The sequence below is a fragment of the Streptomyces sp. NPDC110618 genome (assembly GCF_055657065.1).
The window spans coordinates 40,423-53,974 of sequence record NZ_JBVKBN010000003.1 but is presented as its reverse complement, the minus strand read 5'-3'; the positions used below and the strand labels follow the sequence as shown (position 1 = coordinate 53,974).

16 protein-coding genes are annotated in these 13,552 nt (G+C 75.5%); 15 read left to right on the top strand and 1 reads right to left on the bottom strand.

Features of this window, described 5'->3' with window-relative positions:
- Window positions 1-126 precede the first annotated feature (126 nt).
- From ACZ7L7_RS06765 to ACZ7L7_RS06750, 4 genes are all read left to right on the top strand, one after another.
- Window positions 127-591, top strand: coding sequence for a cyclic nucleotide-binding domain-containing protein (locus tag ACZ7L7_RS06765; RefSeq protein ID WP_285515408.1), 465 nt, complete (start codon window positions 127-129; stop codon window positions 589-591).
- A gap of 14 nt (window positions 592-605) precedes the next feature.
- Entirely contained in the window at window positions 606-1,304 is a 699-nt protein-coding gene (locus ACZ7L7_RS06760; protein ID WP_453599688.1) for a CBS domain-containing protein, read from the top strand.
- A 26-nt stretch (window positions 1,305-1,330) separates the two neighbouring features.
- Complete coding sequence (locus tag ACZ7L7_RS06755) at window positions 1,331-1,918, top strand: Rv1733c family protein (protein WP_285515406.1); 588 nt, start codon at window positions 1,331-1,333, stop codon at window positions 1,916-1,918.
- 120 nt (window positions 1,919-2,038) lie between these two features.
- Window positions 2,039-2,461, top strand: coding sequence for an Hsp20/alpha crystallin family protein (locus tag ACZ7L7_RS06750; RefSeq protein WP_285515405.1), 423 nt, complete (start codon window positions 2,039-2,041; stop codon window positions 2,459-2,461).
- Window positions 2,462-2,684: 223 nt separating this feature from the next.
- Here ACZ7L7_RS06750 and ACZ7L7_RS06745 read toward each other — a convergent pair whose 3' ends face one another.
- Complete coding sequence (locus ACZ7L7_RS06745) at window positions 2,685-3,356, bottom strand: CBS domain-containing protein (RefSeq protein WP_261717526.1); 672 nt, start codon at window positions 3,354-3,356, stop codon at window positions 2,685-2,687.
- Between the two features lie 190 nt (window positions 3,357-3,546).
- Between ACZ7L7_RS06745 and ACZ7L7_RS06740 the strand changes: the two genes are divergently transcribed.
- The 11 genes from ACZ7L7_RS06740 (at window position 3,547) to ACZ7L7_RS06690 (ending at window position 13,541) form a co-directional block, all read left to right on the top strand.
- Window positions 3,547-4,041, top strand: a complete 495-nt coding sequence (locus ACZ7L7_RS06740) for a hypothetical protein (RefSeq protein ID WP_472075139.1) — start codon at window positions 3,547-3,549, stop codon at window positions 4,039-4,041.
- Window positions 4,014-4,940, top strand: coding sequence for a hypothetical protein (locus tag ACZ7L7_RS06735; RefSeq protein ID WP_285429613.1), 927 nt, complete (start codon window positions 4,014-4,016; stop codon window positions 4,938-4,940). The genes ACZ7L7_RS06740 and ACZ7L7_RS06735 overlap by 28 nt, the downstream gene beginning before the upstream one ends.
- On the top strand, window positions 4,924-6,384 hold the full coding sequence (locus ACZ7L7_RS06730) for a V-type ATPase 116kDa subunit family protein (RefSeq protein WP_285515403.1): 1,461 nt from the start codon (window positions 4,924-4,926) through the stop codon (window positions 6,382-6,384). The genes ACZ7L7_RS06735 and ACZ7L7_RS06730 overlap by 17 nt, the downstream gene beginning before the upstream one ends.
- Entirely contained in the window at window positions 6,381-6,800 is a 420-nt protein-coding gene (locus ACZ7L7_RS06725) for an ATP synthase subunit C (protein ID WP_093722888.1), read from the top strand. The genes ACZ7L7_RS06730 and ACZ7L7_RS06725 overlap by 4 nt, the downstream gene beginning before the upstream one ends.
- Before the next feature lie 2 nt (window positions 6,801-6,802).
- Entirely contained in the window at window positions 6,803-7,024 is a 222-nt protein-coding gene (locus tag ACZ7L7_RS06720; RefSeq protein WP_093722887.1) for a V-type proton ATPase subunit F family protein, read from the top strand.
- 118 nt (window positions 7,025-7,142) lie between these two features.
- Window positions 7,143-7,646, top strand: coding sequence for a hypothetical protein (locus tag ACZ7L7_RS06715; RefSeq protein ID WP_472075135.1), 504 nt, complete (start codon window positions 7,143-7,145; stop codon window positions 7,644-7,646).
- A 65-nt stretch (window positions 7,647-7,711) separates the two neighbouring features.
- Window positions 7,712-9,460: a V-type ATP synthase subunit A gene (locus ACZ7L7_RS06710; RefSeq protein ID WP_471592259.1), complete on the top strand. Its 1,749-nt coding sequence runs from the start codon at window positions 7,712-7,714 to the stop codon at window positions 9,458-9,460.
- A complete protein-coding gene (locus ACZ7L7_RS06705; RefSeq protein WP_453604529.1) occupies window positions 9,457-10,836 on the top strand; it encodes a V-type ATP synthase subunit B in 1,380 nt (459 codons plus the stop codon). The genes ACZ7L7_RS06710 and ACZ7L7_RS06705 overlap by 4 nt, the downstream gene beginning before the upstream one ends.
- Window positions 10,837-10,840: 4 nt before the next feature.
- On the top strand, window positions 10,841-11,449 hold the full coding sequence (locus ACZ7L7_RS06700) for a V-type ATP synthase subunit D (RefSeq protein WP_472075133.1): 609 nt from the start codon (window positions 10,841-10,843) through the stop codon (window positions 11,447-11,449).
- Window positions 11,450-11,748: 299 nt separating this feature from the next.
- Complete coding sequence (locus tag ACZ7L7_RS06695) at window positions 11,749-13,185, top strand: MBL fold metallo-hydrolase RNA specificity domain-containing protein (RefSeq protein ID WP_471592261.1); 1,437 nt, start codon at window positions 11,749-11,751, stop codon at window positions 13,183-13,185.
- A 149-nt stretch (window positions 13,186-13,334) separates the two neighbouring features.
- Complete coding sequence (locus ACZ7L7_RS06690) at window positions 13,335-13,541, top strand: hypothetical protein (RefSeq protein ID WP_285515398.1); 207 nt, start codon at window positions 13,335-13,337, stop codon at window positions 13,539-13,541.
- The last annotated feature ends 11 nt before the right edge of the window (window positions 13,542-13,552 follow it).

The following is a 13,552-nucleotide window of genomic DNA, read 5'->3' as shown; positions in this document are numbered from 1 at the left end:
GTGCCCTTTGGGACCCCCGACTAGGGCCGCTCGGCTCATGTCGTCACCGCGCCGATGACCGAGCCTGAAGACAGCAGACGTATGTCCGGCTCACCGTCGGCCCGGCGGAGCACCAGGAGGCCCACCATGACTACCGCGACGACACCCCGGCCGACCAAGACGCTTGCCGCGGAGTACCGGGGCCGGCTCCTGGACGTGGCCCGAGAGGTGCGCTTCCCCGCGGACATCCGGCTCTTCGACGAGGGCGGCCGGGCCGACCGCTTCTGGATCCTCCAGTCCGGCATCGTGAGCCTCGACATGCGCGTACCGGGCCACCGGCCCGTCGAGACGGACACCCTCGGCGCCGGCGACCTGCTCGGCTGGTCCTGGCTGTTCCCGCCGTACCGCTGGCGGTTCGGCGCGCAGACCGCCGGGCCGGTGCGCGCCCTGGAGTTCGACGCCGAGGAGGTGCGCCGGATGTGCGCCGAGGACCCGGCGATGGGACACGCGATGGCGCTGTGGGCCGGATCGGTCGCCACCCGGCGGCTGCAGGCCGCCCGCACCCGCCTCCTCGACCTCTACGCGCCCTACGGCAGCGGAAGCCGGGGCTGAACCCGGAGGCCACCATGGACGGCAGCCCGAGCATCGTCAGCGACGTGATGACCCGCAAGGTCGTGGCCGTGCGACGCGGGGCCGCGTTCAAGGACATCGTGAAAGCCATGCGCCGGTGGCGCGTCAGCGGCGTGCCCGTGGTCGACGACCGGCAGCGGGTCCTGGGCGTCGTCTCCGAGCGGGACCTGCTGCTGAAGGAGGAGTTCCACGGCGGCGACCCGCTCCGGTCCCGCCCCGCCGACCTGGCCAAGGCCGAGGCCCGCACGGCCGGTGAGCTGATGACGGCACCCGCCGTCACCGCGGACCCCTGCGACACCCTGGCCCGGACCGCCCGGACCATGGCCCGCCACGGCGTGCACCGGCTCCCCGTGGTCGACGAGGACGGCGTGCTCCAGGGCATCGTCAGCCGCTCCGACCTGCTGAAGGTGTTCCTGCGGGACGACGAGTCCATCGCCCGCGAGGTGCGCACCGACGTGGTGGCGCTCCTCTTCCCCGAGGCACCGGAGGCGGTGCGGGTGGATGTCGACGCGGGCGTCGTACGGCTGACCGGCCGGGTGCGCCGCACCGAACTCGTACCCGTCGCGGTACGCATGGCGCGCGCCGTCGAGGGAGTCGTCGCCGTGGACTGCCGGCTGCTGGGCCCGCGCCATCGCCCGGCCCAGGAACCCGACCTCACCGACGACCGGACCGCGCGGGACCGGCACACCCCGTGAGTCCGCCCGGCAAGGGGGTGTTGACGATGCGGAGAACTCACCGCCCGCGGAAGGCGTGGTGGTGGCGCTGGCGGCGCAACCCCCTGCGGCGCCCCGTCGACCGCCTTGAGGCGTGGATCATCGTCACCGGCTGGGTCCTCGCCCTCGTGAGTGCCCTGTGGGCCGCCCGCGTCACCGCGGACGCCGTGGCCGACGGCCTCGCCGAACGGCGCGCGCGGGCCGAACCGGTCGCCGCCGTGCTCGTCGAGGACGCGCCCGAGCGGCCGGGCACCGAAGGACTCAGCGACGGGTCGGTGTGGGCGAAGGTCCGCTGGACCGAGTCCGGCGGCGACACCCGCACGGGGCTGGCGAAGGTCGAGCCGGGCCGCCGCGCCGGTGCCTCCGTCACCGTCTGGACCGGGGAGAAGGGCGAGATGGTCGCCGCGCCGCCCACCCCCTCCCAGGCCCGGTTCGAGTCGGCACTGCTGGGCGCCTCGGCCGGACTCCTCGCCGCGGGCACGGCCGTGGGCGGCGCCCGGCTGGTGCGGATACGGCTGGACCGGCGGCGGCTGCGGGAATGGGAATGCGAGTGGGCCGCGGTCGGGCCGCAGTGGAGCCGCAGGACCGGCGGATGAAGGGGCCGGGGGATGAGCAGGGACCAGGGGCCGTCCGGTCCCGCGCCTGCCCGTTCGGCCCAGGCGCCGTCGGATACCCCGGCGGGACGCTGGAGTTGAGAAGAGCGAAAGGAGGGTGACATGAGCGGCATGATCGAGCGGTTGCCCGGCTGGCCCGCGTTCCCCGACCTGTTCGGCTGGGTCGAGGGCGGATTCCCGCTGACCCACCCCGTCGCCGGGGCGCACGGCATCCGCATCGAGGAGCGCCTGACGGACGGCACGTACGTGCTGCGGGCCGAGCTTCCCGGCATCGACCCGGCGAAGGACGTCGAGATCACCGTCACGGAAGGCGTGCTCACGCTGCGCGCCGAGCGCACCGAGGAGAGCGAGGACAAGCACCGCACCGAGTTCCGCTACGGCACCTTCGCCCGGTCCGTCCGGCTGCCCGCCGGTGCCAAGGGCGACGAGGCCACCGCGGACTACAAGGACGGTGTCCTGACGATCACGGTTCCGGTGCCGGAGGAGAAGGCCGGCAGCCGGACCATCCCGGTGCGGCACGCCTGAGCGCCGTCGTGCGCCGCGCCGCACCCGTGTGCGCGACCGGACCGACCCGGTCGCGCACACGTCTGTACGCACGCACACATCCGTACACGTGCGGTCCGTACACGTGCGGTCCGTACACGTGCGGTCCGTACACGTGCGGTCCGTACACGTGCGGTCCGTACACGTGCGGTCCGTACACGTGCGGAGGGCGGCCCGCGAACGGGCCGCCCTCCGCACGGACTTGCTAGTCCTCGTCCCGCACGAGTGCCTCCAGCAGCTCACTGCGGCTGACCACGCCCAGCAGCCGGTTGTGGTGGTCCGTCACGAAGATCTGCCGGACCCTGGACCGGGAGGCCGTACGCGCCGCGTCGATCACCGAGGTCCACGGCTGGACGGTGATCGCCGGCTCCGTCATCAGCGCGCCCGCCGTGGTGCCCTCCCGCTCGATGCGCCGACGGCGGCCGTGCAGCAGCCCGAACCCGCCGGGCGCGCCGTCCGGGTCGGCCAGCGCGGCGGCACGGGCGAGCAGGTCGGACTCGGCGACCACACCCACGACGTGCTGTTCCTCGTCCACCACGGGGGCCGCCCCGGTCTCCTGGCGGGCCAGCTCACGCGCGATGTCCTCGAACGGGGTCTCGGGGGAGATCCCCTCCGCGGACCGCTTCATGACGTCCCGCACCCGCAGCACCGTGTCCTTGGCGGGCCGCACGACCGTGCCCGGGGCGGCGGACTGCCGGTCCGCGTCCTCGGCGGCGTCGGCCGCCGCCTCCTGCGCCTCGTGGGAGGCCATGGCCTGGAGGTAACGGATCATCGCGTCCTGGCGGAACCCCTCGGTCGGCACCGGGGAGTGCCTCGGCACCGCGCGGCGGGCCTCGGTCCCCGACGACAACGCTTCCCGAGTCCCACGGTCGTTCATGACAGCCTCCCTGGAATGCGCGGACTTCGTTCCACCCTCACGATCGCGCCGACGCGCCCACGCGCACAGGGCCGCCCGGCCCCTTCCGCGGGACGCAACGGCCCTGTGGGGGACGGTGGACCGGCGCCTAGCGTGGAGTCAGACCACAGGACATCGACGCCGGTCAACGCGGTCGGTCCAGGAGGTCCGTATGCCTGGGTTCCGCCATTTCCTGGCGCGCTTCCGGCCCGCCGGTTCCCCCGGCCCGGCCGTCGGCGGGGCCGTACCCGCCGACCGCACCGCCGCACTCGCGGCCGAACTGGAGCCCCCGCTCACCGCCCTGGACGACACGGCGGCCGAGGCGGAACGGATCCGCCGCGAGGCCGTACAGGAGGCCGACCGGCGCCGCCGCGCCGCCGCCCGGCGGGCCGAGGAGACCGTACGAACGGCCCGGGAGCGGGCCCCGCGCCTCAGGCGCGAGACCGCCGCACGGCTCGGCGCCGAGGCCGAGGCCGAAGCCGCCCGCGCCGGCGTCCGCGCCGAGGCCGCCGTGGCGGAGCTGCGCGCCCGGGCACGCGCCCGCACCCCCGGTCTGGCGGCCCGCCTGGTGGCACAGGCGACACGGGAACTCGACACGCTCGCAGACAGCGAACAGACCGGTCCGAACAGGGAGACGCCATGGGCGCGCGATGGGTCGCCGGAGTGACTCGGGCCAGGGCCATGGCCGCCGCCCGCCTCGGACCCGGCGCGGCGCGGAGCCTGGCCGGGACCCCGACCCCGGCCGAGGCCGTACGGGCCCTCGCGGGCACCCCCTACCGGCGCGGACTCGACCCGCAGTCCGGGACCGAGGAGGCCCAACGGGCCGTCCTGGACGCCCTCGTGTGGCAGCTGAGGGTGCTCGCCGGATGGCAGCCGCGGGCCGGGGCCGTCGCCGTACGGCTGCTCGCGTCCGGGTTCGAGATCGCCAACACCCGCGAGCTGCTGGACGCGTTGGACAGCGGCCGCCCGACCGCGCCGTACCGGCTGGGCGCGCTCGCCACCGTCTGGCCGCGCCTGTCCCGGGCCCGCACCGCGGACGGGATACGGACCGTGCTGGCCACCTCCGTGTGGGGCGACCCCGGCGCCGACACCCGCGGCGCGATCCTCACCGGCATGCGCCTGTCCGCCGCCGCGCGTACGGCCGCCCAGGTACCGCCCGCGGCCCGCTGGGCGGCCGGGAGCGCCGCGCTGCTGGTGGCCCGCGAAGCCCATCTGACCGGCCGGCCGCTGCCCGCCCCGGCCGCACGGGACGCGTCCCGGCTGCTCGGCACCCCCGCCGTGCGGGCGGCCACCTACACCGACTACCGCGCCCGGCTCGCCCCGGCGGCCCGCTGGGCGCTGGCGGACATCGAGCGGCCCGAGGACCTGTGGCGGGCCGAGGCCCGCTGGTGGGCCGCGGTCGACCGGGACGGACAGGCCCTGCTGACCGGGTCGCGGTTCGCGCTGCCCGCCGTCGTCGGCGCCGTCGCGGTGCTCGGCGCCGACGCCTGGCGGGTCCGCGCCGCTCTGGGCCGCGCCGCACACGGCGAACGGGCACGGGAGGTCTTCGATGAACTCGTGGGCTGACACCCTGGCACCGGCGCGCATGCAGCGGATCGCCGTCGTCGCCCCGCGCGACGCGCTCAGGGACGCCCTGGTCCAGGTCGCCGACGCGGGCTGCGCCGAACTGGACCGCCCCGACGGCGCCGGCCGCGCCGTGCCCGGCCCCGCCGCCCGGCGCCTTCAGTCCCTGCGGCCCGCGCACCCCCTGCTGTCGCCCACGGCACCGGACCTCGACACGCTGACCCGGGAGGGCCGGGCCGATCTGCTGGCGGGCGAGGCCCAACTGGAGACCTACCAGCGGGCCGCCGTCACGCGCGGCGACGCCGCCGCCCTGGTCGGCTGGTGCCCCGTGACCGAGGTCGCCGCCCTGCGCGACCGGCTGGCGGGCGTCGGCGCCGCGCTCGTACCCCTGCGCGCGCCGAAGGGCGTCGACCCGCCGACCCGCCTGTACGACAACGGCACGGTACGGCGCTCCCTGGTGCCCCTCGTGCACACCTACGGAACCGTGCCCTACGCCGATATCGACCCCACGGTGCCCGCCGGAATCGCCTACGTCGTCATGTTCGGGATGATGTTCGGCGACGCGGGCCACGGCGCCCTGCTCCTGCTCGCGGCCCTGCTGCTGCGCCTCGGCCGCCCCCGGCGCCTGGCGGCCCTGCGCCCGCTGTGGCCCTTCCTCGCCGGTGCCGGCCTGGCCAGCACCCTCGCGGGGGTCGCGTACGGGGAGTTCTTCGGACCCACCGGTGTGCTGCCCGTCCTGTGGCTGAACCCCCTGGACGAACCCATGACCCTGCTCGGCACCGCGGTCGGCCTCGGCGCGGTACTGCTGGCCGCGGCCTACGCGGCGGGCATCGTCAACCGCTGGCGCGAGGGCGGACCGGGCCGCGCCCTGTACGCCGTCTCCGGGATCGCGGGCGCGGCCGTCTTCCTGGGCCTCGCGGCCCTCGCGGCGGCCCTCGCCCTGAACACGCCCGTGCTGGCCTGGAGCGGCTCGCTGCTCGCCCTGGCCGGTCTCGGCCTCGCCGGGACCGGGATCTTCACGGCCGCCGGAGGCGGCGCCTCGGGCGCCCTCCAGACCGGCGTCCAGCTCTTCGACGTCGTCGTCCGCATCGGCTCCAACACCGTCTCCTTCACCCGCCTGGCCGCCTTCGGACTCACCCACGCCGCCCTCGGCGCCATCGTCTGGCAGGGCACCACCGCCCTGGCCGGGTCCGGCCCCGCGGCGCTGCTCGGCGCCGCCTCGGTCTTCGTCCTCGGCAACGCGCTGGCCTTCGCCCTGGAGGCGCTGGTGGCCGGGGTGCAGGCCCTGCGGCTGGAGTTCTACGAGCTGTTCTCCCGGGTCTTCGACGCGGAGGGACGGCCCTTCCGGCCGTGGCACGTGCCGACGTGGCGGGCGCCGGACGGCGCGCCCCCACGCAATCCGCCGGAGGACGTGCTGACTTCCTCGGGCACGGAGGTGACATCATGATCGCTTGGCTGATCGCACTACCGCTGCTGGTCGGGGGCTTCGCCGCCACCCGCCGACTGCTGCGCCGCCGGGGCAAAGCCGCACTGCGGTCGGTGCTCGCGGCCGACGCGGCGCTGTTCGCGGGGGCGCTGGCGCTCCTGATCGTCGCTCTGAGCGGCAGCCCCGCGTCCGCCGACGCCGCCGCCGCGGCCGAGAGCTCCGGGTCGGGTTCGGCGGCCCTGATCGGCGCCGCCATCGCGGTGGCCGGGGCCTCCATCGGGGCGGCGATCGCCGTCGCCTACACCGGCGCCGCGGCGCTGGCCGCGCTGAGCGAACGGCCCGAGCTGTTCGGCCGGGCCATGGTCATCGTCGGCCTCGCCGAGGGCATCGCCATCTACGGCCTGGTCGTCGCCATCATCCTGATCGGGAAGGCCTAGCCATGGCACGCGTCGCAGCCATCGGAGAACGACCGCGGGTCGCAGGCCTGGCGACGGCCGGAGTCCTCGTGCTCCCCGTCACCGGCCCGCAGGACGTACGCGCCGCCTGGGCCCGCCTGCCCGAGGACGTGGGCTTGGTCCTGCTCACCCCCGAGGCGGCCGGAGCACTCCCTCCGGAGACCCTCGACGGACCGGAACCGCTACTGGTGGTGATGCCACCGTGAACTCCTCGATGCCCGCACGGACCACGAGCGCGGCGGAGGCCGAGACCGCGCTCCGCAGACCCCCGACGGACCGGCTGCTGGTGGTGACACCGCCGTGAAGACTTCCCTCCCCGCCCCGATGACAGCCGCACTCGAACCGGTGCGCGCCCGGCTCCTGCGCGCCGCCGAGACCGACGCCGCGGCGATGCTGGCCGCCGCCGACAAGGACGCCGCCACCATCCTGCGGCAGGCCGAGGCCCAGGCCGCCGACCTCCTCGCCGAGGCACGGGAACGCGGCGCCGCCGACGCCGAGGCGGTCCGGCGCGCCGCCCACGTCCGGGCACGCCGGACCGCCCGCGCCCGGGAGCTGGCGGCCCGCCGGGAGTGCTGGGAGGAACTGCGCCGCCAAGTCATCCGCGGCGTGGAGGCCCTACGCACGACCGAGGGCTACCCGCGCATCGAGGCCGGGCTGACCGCCCGCGCCCACCGGCTGCTCGGCCCCCGGGCCCGTATCAGCCCCGCCCCCGGGGGCGGCGTACTGGCCGAGGACGAGACCCGCCGGGTGGATCTCAGCCTGACGCAATGCGCCCGCCGAGCCCTCGACGGAGCCGGGCCGGAGGTGGAGGAGCTGTGGACACCATGACGCGCGCCGGGCCGGGGGTTCGCTCGGGGAGGCGCCCGTCGGCGCGTTCGGGAGGTGGAGGAGCCGTGGGTGGCACGACGGACACCGCGCCCGGCACCGGGCGGATTCTGCGGGTGGCCGGGCCGTTGGTCGAGGCCGGGGAGGTGGGCGGGACGGCCATGCACGACCTGGTCGCGCTGGGCCCGGACGGGCTGCCCGGGGAGATCGTCGGGATCCGCGACAGCATCGTCACCGTCCAGGCGTACGAGTACACCGGCGGCCTCGCGCCCGGCATGCCGGTACGCCCGCTGGGCAGGCCGCTGTCGGCGCCGCTCGGGCCCGGGCTGCTGGGCGGGATCCATGACGGGCTGCTGCGCCCGCTGTCGGCCGCGGGTGACTGGCTGGTGCCGGGGGCGCTGGACGGGCACGCCGACGGAGAGCGGGTCGCCCGGGAGTTCGTGCCCCTGGTCGAGGAGGGCGAGACCGTGGAGCCGGGGGCCGTGCTCGGGGAGATCCGCGGCGTGGGGCCGCTGACGCTGCGGGTGCTCGTGCCCCCCGGCTGCGCCGGACCGGTACGCGGGCTCGTCCCGCCCGGCCGTCACGACGAGGACGCCGTCCTCGCGACGGTCGCGGACACACCGGTCCGGATGACCGGTCAGTGGCCCGTCCGCACACCCCGCCCCGTCCGCGCGCGCCTGGACACCGTACGGCCCCTGCACACCGGCCAGCGCGTCATCGACCTGCTCTTCCCGGTGGCTCTGGGCAGCACCGTCGCGGTGCCCGGGGGCTTCGGCACCGGCAAGACCGTACTGCTCCAGCAGATCGCCAAGTGGTGCGACGCCGACGTCATCGTCTACGTCGGCTGCGGCGAGCGCGGCAACGAGATGGCCGACCTCATCGAGGAGTTCGGCGCGCTCACCGACCCGCGCACCGGTGGCCGCCTGGTCGAGCGGACCGTGATCGTCGCCAACACCTCCAACATGCCGATGATGGCCAGGGAGGCGAGCATCCACACCGGGATCACCGTCGCCGAGTACTTCCGTGACATGGGCCTGGACGTCGTCGTCATCGCCGACTCCACCTCCCGCTGGGCCGAGGCGCTGCGCGAGTTCGCCTCCCGCACCGGCGCCCTGCCCGCCGAGGAGGGCTACCCGGCGGGTCTCGCCTCCGCCGTCGCCGCGTTCTACGAGCGCGCGGGCGCCGTCACCACGCTCGGCGGGCTGAGCGGCTCGGTCACGGTCATCGGCGCGGTCTCCCCGCCCGGCGGCGACATGGCCGAACCCGTCACCGCCCACACCCAGCGCTTCGTCCGCTGCCTGTGGACCCTCGACCGCGACCTCGCCTACGCCCGCCACTACCCGGCCGTCTCCTGGGCCGGCTCCTTCTCCCGCGACGCCGAGACGCTCACCGCCCGGCACGCGGCCGGTGACGACCCGGACCTGCCCGCCCGCCGCGCCCGGGTGGCCGGACTCCTCGCCGAGGCCGACCGGCTCGCCGACCTCGTCGACCTGCTCGGCATCACGGCACTGCCCGACCAGGAACGCGTCAGCTTCCTCGGTGGACGGCTCGTACGCGAAGGCCTGCTCCAGCAGAGCGCCCTGTCCGAGCAGGACGCCTACAGCGCCCCGGAGAAGACCGCCGCGCTGGCCGAGGCCGTGCTCGCGGTCGTGGACCGGTGCCGGGAACTGGTCGCGTCCGGAGTACCCGCGGCCCGCGTCGAGGAGATCGACTTCTCGCCCGTCCTGCGGGCCCGCGAGGAAGCGGGCCCGCACGACGCGGAAGCCGTCGAGCGCCTGCGCGCCACCATGCTCGACCGGCTCCGGGAGGTGCCATGAACGCCGTCGTCGAATACACCTCGATACGGGAACTGCGCGGCCCGCTGGCCGTGGTCGACCGGGTCGAGGGCGTCGGCTGGGACGAGTTCGTCCGCTTCACCCCCGAGTCGGGCGGGGAGCGGCACGGCCTGGTCCTGGAGGTCGACCGGGGCACGGCCGTGGTGCAAGTCCTGGAGGACACCGCGGGCCTCGACCCGGCCCGGCTGCGGGCGGCGTTCACCGGGACGCCCCTGCGCGTCCCCGTCGGGCCGGGCTGGCTGGGGCGGATCTGCAACGGCCGCGGCGAACCCCTCGACGGCGGGCCCCCCGTCTTCGGTACGACCACCTCCGCGGTCAGCGGCGCCCCCGTCAACCCGGTACGCCGTGAACCGCCCGCCGAGCCGGTGCTGACCGGGATCAGCGCCATCGACGCCCTCACCACGGTCGTCCGCGGGCAGAAGCTGCCGGTGTTCTCCGCGGCGGGCCTGCCGCACCTGGAACTCGCCGCGCAGATCGCCGCCCAGTCGACCGCCGGCGGACAGCCCTTCTGCGTGGTCTTCGCCGCGATGGGCGTCACCCACGCCGACGCCGCCTTCGTACGTGACGCGCTGGAGGAGCGGTCCGCCTCCGGGGAGCTGGTGCTGCTGCTCAACACCGCCGACGATCCGGTGATCGAGCGCGTCCTCACCCCGCGCATCGCCCTCACCGTCGCGGAACGGCTCGCCTTCTTCGAGGGCCGGCACGTGCTGGTGGTGATGGCGGACATGACGAGCTACGCGGAGGCACTGAGGGAGGTCTCCGCGGCCCGCGGCGAGATCCCCGCCCGGCGGGCCTACCCCGGCTACCTCTACAGCGACCTGGCGTCCCTGTACGAGCGGTGCGGGCGCGTACGCGGACTGCCGGGGTCGGTGACCGTGCTGCCGGTGCTGACCATGCCCGCGGGCGACATCACACACCCCGTGCCGGACCTCACCGGGTACATCACGGAAGGCCAGGTCGTGCTCTCCCGCACGCTGCACGCGCGGGGCGTGTACCCGCCGGTCGACGCGCTGTCGTCGCTGTCCCGGCTGATGCGCAAGGGAGCGGGACCCGGGCGCACCCGGGAGGACCACCTCGACGTCGCCGCCCAACTCCTCGCCGCGCTGGCCCGGGCCAGGCAGGTCAGGGAACTCGCCGACCTGGTCGGCCAGTCGGCGCTCACCGCCACCGACCGCGCGTACCTGGACTTCGACGACGCCTTCGGCCGCGAACTGGTGGACCAGCGGCGCGACGAGGCCCGCACGCTGGAGGAGACCCTGGAACGGGCCTGGCGGGTGCTGCTCACCCTGCCGCGCGGCCAACTGTCCATGCTGCCCGCCCGGTTCCTCGACGCGCGCCTGCCGCAGGACGGCCGGTGATCCCATGACCGACCTGCGTGTTCCGCCCGGCCGAGCGGGGCGGCTGCGACTGCGGCACAGCCTCGACGTCGCCCTGCGCGGCGCCGACCTGCTCGACCGCAAACTGCACGTCCTGCGCATCCGCCACGAGGAACTCCTGCGCGCCGAGGCCGCCGCCCGCGAGGAGTGGCACGCGCGGCTGCGCGAGGCGGAGACCTGGCTGCGGCGCGGGCTGCTGCTCGGCGGCGAGGACGCGCTGGAGCCCGGCCCCGCGGCGCGGGTCGAATTCACGTGGACCACCACCATGGGCGTACGGCACCCGGCGGGAGCCGTGTGCGCGGTCCCCGGCCGTGACCCCGACGACCCGGCCCCCGGGAACACCGCCCTCGTCCACACCGAGACGCACTACGCCCGAGCCGTCGAGGCGGCGGCGCAGTACGCCGTGGCCCGCGCGGCGGCCCGTGCCCTCGGCAAGGAGGTCCGGCGCACCCGCCAACGCGTACGCGCCCTGCGCCGCCACTGGGTCCCCCGCCTGGAGACAGCCCTGTCCCAGGCGGACGCGGCCCTGGAACAGGGCGAACATGAGGACGCGGTACGCCGCAGATGGGCGGCGCGCACACAGAGGGACACCTGACCGGGGGCGCTTCGGGCCTGCTCCACGCGAGAGGCGGCAGGGCCGTTCGGCGTCCGGCCGGACCCCCTTCGGCCCGTGCGGCGGGCAGGGCGGGGCCGCAGGCTGGAGGGGCGGGTGAGGCGGTGGCACACAAAGGCGGGAAGGACCTACCCGCTTCTCGCGGATCCGGATTGCGCGGTGCACGGCTCGAAGCCGCTTCTCCGCGTCTGGAGTCGGGGTCCTTCCCGCACCTCCAGCACACCACACCCACCGGGGATCCACCAGGGCCGATCGGCCCGACCACGAAGGAGGACGGCGTGATGAGCACCGTGGCAGGCGTACCAGGAGACGACGCGCCGACCCGACCCCGGCCGGCGCTGCTGACGTTCCTCGGCGGGGTGGGAACCGTCACCGGCAGCAAGTTCCTCGTCGAGAGCGATCACGCGCGGGTCCTCGTCGACTGCGGTCTCTTCCAGGGCCTGGCCGATCTGCGCAGGCGCAACTGGCGCGGGCTGCCGTGCGACGCCGCCGACATCGGGACGGTCGTCGTCACCCACGCCCACCTCGACCACTGCGGCTATCTGCCCCGGCTGGTGCGGCACGGGTTCCGCGGCTCGATCGTCACGACCGAGTACTCCGCCCGGCTGATGGAGATCGTGCTGCGGGACAGCGCCAAGCTCCAGACGGAGACCGCCCGGCACGCCAACGAGCACGGCTGGTCCAAGCACCGCCCGGCCGAACCCCTGTACGACGACACGGACGTCGACCGCACCCTGAAGCTCCTGCGCCCCGTGCGCTCCGGCACACCCGTGGACATCGCCACCGGGACCGAGCTGACCCTGCACTCCGCCGGGCACATCCTCGGCTCCGCCTGGGCCCGGCTCGCCCTGGAGAGCGGCCACACCCTCGCCGTCAGCGGCGATCTGGGCCGCCCCGGGCATCCGCTGCTCAACCCGCCCGAGCCGTTCTCCGGCGCCGACGTGCTGCTGGTGGAGTCGACGTACGGCAACCGGCGGCACGAGGAGGACGCGGCCCGGTCCCACTTCGCCGACGTGGTCACCCAGACCCTCGCCCGCGGCGGCACCGTCGTGATCCCCGCGTTCGCCATCGACCGCACCGAGGTCGTCCTGCACGAGCTGGCCGCGCTGCGCGCCTCCGGCCGCCTCCCCGCCAAGGTGCCGGTGTACGTGGACAGCCCGATGGCACTGGCCGCGCTGGACGTCTACCACGACGCCCTGCGCAGCCGCGCCCCCGAACTGCGGCCGGAGATCGCGGAGGCGGGCACCGCCGTGCTGAGCCCCGAACCGTTCCGGCCCGTGCGGTCGGTCCAGGAGTCCGTGGACCTCGGCCGCGCGGGCGGGCCCGCGGTCATCGTCTCCGCGTCCGGCATGGCCACCGGCGGACGCGTCCTGCACCACCTCCGGCGCCTGCTGCCCGACCCGCGCAACGCCGTGGTCGTCGTCGGCTTCGCCGCCAAGGGCACCCGGGCCCGCGACCTGGTGGACGGGGCGACGGTACTGAAGATGTTCGGGGAGTACGTCCCCGTACGGGCCCAGGTCGCCGACGCGCCGCACTTCTCGGCGCACGCCGACGCCGGGCAGATCGTCGACTGGCTCCGCGGGGCGCCCGCCCCGCACACCACCTACCTGGTGCACGGCGAGCCCGACGCGGCCGAGGCCCTGCGCGAGCGCATCGACCGCACCCTGGGCTGGACGGCGGTCGTACCGCGCTCCGGGGAACGCGTGCTGGTCCGCTGACGGACGCCCGGGGCACACCCCGGCGGGCCCGGTCAAGGGCCGCTCCAGCCCGCTCTTCGGGCCGCACGGCTCAAGTGCCCGAAGCGGCAACGGAGTTGACTGTGGGTGAGGAGGAAACGCCTCACCGTCGACCAGAGGGGGAGAGGACCGTGGGCACGAGTCTCACCGCGGAGTTCTGGGAGCGGTTCGCGCTCCTGCTGTTCGCGGCGACGGGCGTGACATTCGCCCTCACCGCCCTGTTCGACACCCTGGCGCTGCGCCGCGCTCTGCGCCGGGCGCGGAGGGCCACGGCGACCCCCGGCACGCCACCGCACCGGTCCCGCCGGACGGGTCACCGCCCCTCCGTCCACTGCTGAGGCACCGCACC

Excerpts from the sequence above, each read along its gene's own strand:
- ACZ7L7_RS06765 (WP_285515408.1), top strand. The coding sequence starts at position 127 with ATGACTACCGCGACGACACCCCGGCCGACCAAGACGCTTGCCGCGGAG.
- ACZ7L7_RS06760 (WP_453599688.1), top strand. The coding sequence starts at position 606 with ATGGACGGCAGCCCGAGCATCGTCAGCGACGTGATGACCCGCAAGGTC.
- ACZ7L7_RS06755 (WP_285515406.1), top strand. The coding sequence starts at position 1,331 with ATGCGGAGAACTCACCGCCCGCGGAAGGCGTGGTGGTGGCGCTGGCGG.
- ACZ7L7_RS06750 (WP_285515405.1), top strand. The coding sequence starts at position 2,039 with ATGAGCGGCATGATCGAGCGGTTGCCCGGCTGGCCCGCGTTCCCCGAC.
- ACZ7L7_RS06745 (WP_261717526.1), bottom strand. The coding sequence starts at position 3,356 with ATGAACGACCGTGGGACTCGGGAAGCGTTGTCGTCGGGGACCGAGGCC.
- ACZ7L7_RS06740 (WP_472075139.1), top strand. The coding sequence starts at position 3,547 with ATGCCTGGGTTCCGCCATTTCCTGGCGCGCTTCCGGCCCGCCGGTTCC.
- ACZ7L7_RS06735 (WP_285429613.1), top strand. The coding sequence starts at position 4,014 with ATGGGCGCGCGATGGGTCGCCGGAGTGACTCGGGCCAGGGCCATGGCC.
- ACZ7L7_RS06730 (WP_285515403.1), top strand. The coding sequence starts at position 4,924 with ATGAACTCGTGGGCTGACACCCTGGCACCGGCGCGCATGCAGCGGATC.
- ACZ7L7_RS06725 (WP_093722888.1), top strand. The coding sequence starts at position 6,381 with ATGATCGCTTGGCTGATCGCACTACCGCTGCTGGTCGGGGGCTTCGCC.
- ACZ7L7_RS06720 (WP_093722887.1), top strand. The coding sequence starts at position 6,803 with ATGGCACGCGTCGCAGCCATCGGAGAACGACCGCGGGTCGCAGGCCTG.
- ACZ7L7_RS06715 (WP_472075135.1), top strand. The coding sequence starts at position 7,143 with ATGACAGCCGCACTCGAACCGGTGCGCGCCCGGCTCCTGCGCGCCGCC.
- ACZ7L7_RS06705 (WP_453604529.1), top strand. The coding sequence starts at position 9,457 with ATGAACGCCGTCGTCGAATACACCTCGATACGGGAACTGCGCGGCCCG.
- ACZ7L7_RS06700 (WP_472075133.1), top strand. The coding sequence starts at position 10,841 with ATGACCGACCTGCGTGTTCCGCCCGGCCGAGCGGGGCGGCTGCGACTG.
- ACZ7L7_RS06695 (WP_471592261.1), top strand. The coding sequence starts at position 11,749 with ATGAGCACCGTGGCAGGCGTACCAGGAGACGACGCGCCGACCCGACCC.